This is a genomic window from Nocardia cyriacigeorgica NBRC 100375 (assembly GCF_000308555.1).
Lineage (GTDB): Bacteria > Actinomycetota > Actinomycetes > Mycobacteriales > Mycobacteriaceae > Nocardia > Nocardia cyriacigeorgica.
In genome coordinates this window covers 1-5626 of the sequence record NZ_BAFY01000013.1, presented here as the reverse complement: position 1 = coordinate 5626, position 5626 = coordinate 1, and the positions used below count along the sequence as shown (strand labels likewise).

The window sequence follows — 5626 nt, the reverse complement described above, 5'->3', positions numbered from 1 at the left end:
CCACCGGCTGACCCGTGTCGGTGGTCAGCCCGTTGAAGATCGCGTGCGTGCGGTCGATATCGGAGGTGATGGTGATGTCGGTGCAGCCGGCCAGCTCATCGCGCTGGGCGGAGGCAACCACGGCGTTGCGGTCGACGACGTCGACCGAGGTATCCGAGACCCGGACGAACAGCGCCTCCAGCGCCGCCCGGTCGCCCTGCGGCGGCGCGGTGGCCAGCAGCATGCCGCCCTGCGCGGGCAACTGCGCGACCGCCGCGCACGGGATGGTGGCGCGCAACTCGATCGGCACCTGCGACATCAGCGGGGCCTGCACGTTGTCGAGCCGGCCGTTCTGCGGCCAGCTCAGCGTCGCGGTCGTCTGCGTCACCGGTAAGAACGGCGTGGCCAGTGCGAACAGGGCACCGAGCACTCCCGCCACCAGCGCGATGAGCCGCGCGGTCCGGAAATCGCGCGGAGCGACCTGCGGTGCGGGCGGCGTCTCCGGCAAAACTGCGACTGCATCTGACACGGTTGGGAAGTCTAGAGCGCGGTGCGGGACGGGGCGTGGTCAGTAGGACATTGCTGTGAGCGGTTCGAATTCCACCGAACAGAACCACCCGGTCCAACACCGGACGGGCGAGCTCGAGGAGCCCGGTTCGCGGCCGTCTCGCGTTTCCGCGGCCGCTGCGTACGCGACGAAGGAGCAAGCAGCGGTCGCGGAAACGCGAGACACACAGGGCCGCGAACCCCGCCGCGCCAGCGGCAATCAAACACAGCATGGAAAGCTGTGGGGTATGACAAAGGTGAATCTCGAGACGAACTACGGAACCATCGGGCTGGAGCTGGACGACGCCAAGGCGCCGAACACGGTGAAGAACTTCCTGGAGTACGTGAACACCGGGCACTACGACGGCACCATCTTCCACCGCGTCATCCCCGGCTTCATGATCCAGGGCGGTGGCTTCGACGGCGATATGAAGCAGAAGCCGACCAACCCCCCGATCCAGAACGAGGCGGGCAACGGCCTCAAGAACGACCGCTACACCGTCGCCATGGCGCGCACCAACGATCCGCATTCGGCGACCGCGCAGTTCTTCATCAACGTCGCCGACAACGACTTCCTCAACCACACCCAGCCGGCCGGCCAGGGCTGGGGCTACGCGGTGTTCGGCACCGTCACCGAGGGCACCGAGGTGGTCGACAAGATCGCCGCTGTGTCGACCTCTTCGCACGGCGTCCACCAGGACGTTCCCTCGGAGAACGTCGTGATCGAATCCGCGAAAGTTGCCTGATCACAGCTGACCCGACAACGCGACGCGGGCCGCATCCCATCCGGATGCGGCCCGATCGCTGTCACGAGTCCTACAGCGGCAGCAGGTGATGCTTGCGCGGGCTGCGCAGGATGGTCTTGTCGCGCAGCAACTGCAACGCCTTACGCAGTTCCAGCCGGGTGGCCGACGGCTCGATGACGGCGTCGATGTAGCCGCGTTCGGCCGCCACCCACGGCGTGGCGACGGTGGCGTTGTAGAAGTCGATCATCTGCTGCCGGATCGCCGGGCGCTGCTCCTCGGGCGCGGCCGCGATCTGCTTGCCGCCGATCAGGCTGACGGCGCTCTCGGCGCCCATCACCGCGATCCGCGCGGTCGGCCAGGCCAGGTTGACGTCCGCGCCGAGCTGCTTGGACCCCATCACCGCGTACCCGCCGCCGTAGGACTTGCGGATCACCACGGTCACCTTGGGCACCGTCGCCTCGACGAAGGAGAACAGGAATCGGCCACCGCGCTTGATGACGCCGATCTTCTCCTGCTCCACACCGGGCAGGAAGCCGGGGGTGTCCACCACGAACACCAGCGGGATCTCGAACGCGTCGCACATGCGCACGAAATGTGCGGCCTTGTCCGAGGCGCGGGCATCCAGCGCACCGGCGTAGACCATCGGCTGGTTGGCCACCACACCGACGCTGCGTCCGTCGACGCGGGCGAAGCCGGTGATGATATTGCGGCCCGCGGTTTCGCCGACCTCATGGAACGCGCCGTCGTCGAAGATGCGCACCAGGATCTCGTGCATGTCGTAGCCGGCGTTGTCGGAATCGGGCACGATGCCGTTCAGTTCCAGGTCGGTCTCGGTGGTCTCCGGTTCCAGGCCCGGATTGACGATCGGCGGCTCCTCCTGGCACGAGGTGGGCAGGTAGCCGAGATAGTCACGCACCCACTGGAACGCCGCCTTCTCGTCTTCGGCGACATGGTGGATATTGCCGTACTGGGCCTGGCTGTTGGCGCCGCCGAGCTCCTCGAGGCTGACGTCCTCGCCGGTGACCTCGCGGATCACCTTGGGACCGGTGACGAACATGTACGCCTCGCGAGTCGCCACCACCACATCGGTGTTGATCGGGGCGTACACCGCGCCACCGGCGCATTTGCCGAGGATCATGGAGATCTGCGGCACCAGACCCGACAGCGGTTCCTGACGACGGCCGAGTTCGGCGTACCAGGCCAGCGAGGTCACCGCCTCCTGCACCCGCGCGCCGCCGGAGTCGTTGATGCCGACCACCGGGCAGCCGACCTTGTGGGCGTACTCCATGATGCCGGCGACCTTGCGGCCGAACATCTCGCCGACCGAACCCCCGTAGACGGTCTGATCGTGGGAGAACACCGCGACCGGACGTCCGTCGACCAGGCCGTGCCCGGTGACCACACCGTCACCGTAGAGAGCTTCCGGGTCGCCCGGTTTACGCACCAGCGCACCGACTTCCACGAAGGTGCCGGGATCGAGCAGCATGTTGATCCGGTCGCGGGCGCTGGGAATCCCCTTCTTCGCCCGCTTGGCCACCCCCGCTTCACCCGCTGGTTCCTGCGCCAGCTCGAGGCGTTTACGCAGGTCCGCGAGTTTCTCGGCAGTCGTGCTCACTTGGCCCCTTTCGCCTCGATTTCCGCGAGTTTCGCGGACAGGTCCGCGCCGATCTTGCCGATGCGCGGCTCGTCGATGATCTGCAGATGATCGCCGGGGATGTGGATGACCTCGAGGTTGGGCACGTACTCGTCCCAGCCGCCGTTGGGCAGCCGGTCGGCGTAGCGCGGCTCGAGCTCGAGCATGCCGTCGTGGTAGCGGTCGGCGAGGTAGAGCACCACATCACCGTCATAGCGAGTCGGGCGGACCTTCTGCAGCGCGCGGTTTTCGATCCACGAGGTGCGCTGGTGTTCGAGCACACCGCCCGGGATCTTCGCGCCGGTCATCTTGACCAGGTCGGAGACCATCTTGAACTGCTCTTCATCCGATGCGTTGGCCAGCTTGAGCAGCTGGTCGCGATCGAGTTCGCCCTGCACACCGTAGGTCTTCTGCGCGAACGCCTGGTAGCGCTCCATCCGCCGCACCCGCTCCTCGGGGCTGTTGTCCTCCCCCTCGGCGGGAATGGCCAGGTCGATCAGGCCGACGATGCGCACATCGGCGCCCTCGGCACGCAGGATCTGCGCGACCGCCATGGCCAGCACCGCACCAAGCGACCAGCCGTAGAGCACGTACGGGCCGTCGCCCTGGATCTTGCGCAGTTCCGGAACGTACTGGCGAGCGCGTTCATCGATATCGCCGTCGACGCGCTCGAGACCGTACATCGGCGTGCTCTCGGGCAGCTTGCGCAGCAGGGGCTCGTACACCAGCGTGTTGCCGCCGGAGGGATGGAAGACGAACACCGGCACGGCATTCGAGCCTTCGGCGCGCGGACGCAGCGGGCGGATGAACCCGTCCACGTCGGCACCGCTGTCCTGCAACCTACGCACCACATCGGCCAGCTCTTCGATGGTCTCGGAATCGAGCACATCGTCGACGGTGACCTCGGCCCCGACCCGATCGGTCAGGCGAGCGGCCAGCTTCTCCGCCGTGTCCTCGTCGAGGATCGGCAGGGTGTTGAAGATGCCCTTGGCGGACTTGCCGGTGACGACGGCCCAGGTGGCGAAGGTGAGGCGCTCGGCGGCGTCACGCGGGGGGACGTCGTCTTCGGTGTCGGCATTGCCGCCGCCGAAAAGCGCAGCGGGCGCGGCGTCAGCCTTCGCGGCGGGTGCTGCCTCGGCCTTCGCGGCGGGTGCGGCCTCGGCCTTCGCGGTGGGCGCAACCTTCGCCGCCGACTCCGCCTCGGCCACAATCTTTTCCGCCTCGGCCTCGACCGTCGTGTCCTCGGCATCGGTCTTCGCCGGCTCACCGGCGGCCTTCGACTCACCGGCGGCGGCCTTCACGACGGCGGCCGGGTCCTCGCCCGCCTCCAGTGCGGCCCGCGCGGCGGCGACGAAACCTTCATCCACGCTGACATCTTCGCCCGCGGCCTGGCGCTCGGCGATCGCCTGCACCTCGTCGCGGTGCTCGATGGCATAGCGCAGCACCTTGCCGACCTCGTGCAGGCTGGCATCCCGCACGGCCTGGATCTGCAACTGCGGGATATCGAATTCGTATTCGACGCGGTTCTTGATCCGCATGGCCATCAGCGAGTCGAGGCCGAGTTCCATCAGCGGGATCTCCATCGGCAGATCCTCGACGGCGTAACCCATCGACTCGGCGACGATCAGCGCCAGCCGCTCCTCGACGGTCTGCGAGCCGTTGGGATCCCAACGGTCGCCGAAGGATTCGGTGACCTCCAGGTCGGTGCTCGCGACGGCTTCCGCCGGTGCGGCCACGGCAGCCGGAGCCGCGACGGGTTCGGGCAGCGCGGCACCGGAGGTGACGACGGCGTCGAACAGCAGCCGGAACCCGGCACCCTCGCGGGCATGCACCTGCACCGACGCCCCGCCGGGATGCGGGGTGAGGGTAGTGGTCAGCGTGCCGGAGGCCGGTGGCGCGCTGTGCGCGATGGTGGCGCCAAGCGCAACCTCACCGAGCACCTGCGCGGCCGAGGCCTGCACCAGGGCGGCCAGATCGGTGACGGCGCCGGCCTGCACCTCCCACACATGCCTGCCATCGGGCAGCGCGACATGCGAGCCGGGCACACGCCCGCTGCCGCCGGTGGACATGGTGGCCTTGGGCCAGTACTCCTTGCGCACGAACGCGGTGCGCGGGATGTCGGCGTAGTCGCCCGCGGGCAGCAGCGAGGGCAGGTCGACGGCGTGGCCGTGCACATACAACTGCGCCAGCGCCGAGATCACACCCGCCGACTCGTCTTCCTTGCGCTTGAGCGTCGGAATCAGCTGCGCGTCGTGCAGCCCGGCCGCGAACGTGGTGCCGAGCACCTGCATCAACGCCACCGAGTTCGGCGCCAGCTCCAGGAAGGTGGTGTGGCCGGAATCCACCGCGAGCTTCACCGCATTGGTGAAGTACACGCTGTGGCGCATGTTCTTGACCCAGTAGTCCTCGGTGTGGATCGGGTCGTGGCCGGGAGCGTAGAACTGCTCCTTGTCGACGGTCGAGTACAGGCCGACCTTCATCTTGGTCGGTTCGATACCGGCCAGCTCCGCGGCCAGCTCGCCGAGCAGCGGATCCATCTGCGAGGTGTGGCCGGCGCCGCGGGTCTGCAGCACCCGGGCGAACTTGCCGGACTCCTCCACCCGCGCCACGATCTGGGCGACCTGCGCCTGCGGACCACCGATGACGGTATTGGTCGGCGCGGCGTAGACGGCAACCTCGACGTCGGGGAACTCGGTGAGCAGCTCGGCGACATCGTCGGCGC

The 5626-nt window shown here is 68.0% G+C and carries 3 protein-coding genes and 1 pseudogene; 1 reads left to right on the top strand and 3 read right to left on the bottom strand.

Going from position 1 to position 5626, the window contains the following annotated elements; genetic code table 11:
- A pseudogene (locus tag RJ05_RS00830) lies at nt 1-508 on the bottom strand (arabinosyltransferase); the annotation flags it as partial.
- 265 nt (nt 509-773) lie between these two features.
- Here RJ05_RS00830 and RJ05_RS00825 point away from each other — a divergent pair.
- Nucleotides 774-1271: a peptidylprolyl isomerase gene (locus tag RJ05_RS00825; protein ID WP_036531778.1), complete on the top strand. Its 498-nt coding sequence runs from the start codon at nt 774-776 to the stop codon at nt 1269-1271.
- 70 nt (nt 1272-1341) lie between these two features.
- Here RJ05_RS00825 and RJ05_RS00820 read toward each other — a convergent pair whose 3' ends face one another.
- Nucleotides 1342-2886, bottom strand: a complete 1545-nt coding sequence (locus RJ05_RS00820; RefSeq protein ID WP_036531777.1) for an acyl-CoA carboxylase subunit beta — start codon at nt 2884-2886, stop codon at nt 1342-1344.
- On the bottom strand, nt 2883-5626 hold a 2744-nt coding region (locus RJ05_RS00815), incomplete at its 5' end, for an acyltransferase domain-containing protein (RefSeq protein ID WP_036531774.1). The genes RJ05_RS00820 and RJ05_RS00815, both read right to left, overlap by 4 nt.

Bases quoted from the DNA above. Each gene is read 5' to 3' on its own strand.
- RJ05_RS00825 (WP_036531778.1), top strand. From the start codon at position 774: ATGACAAAGGTGAATCTCGAGACGAACTACGGAACCATCGGGCTGGAG.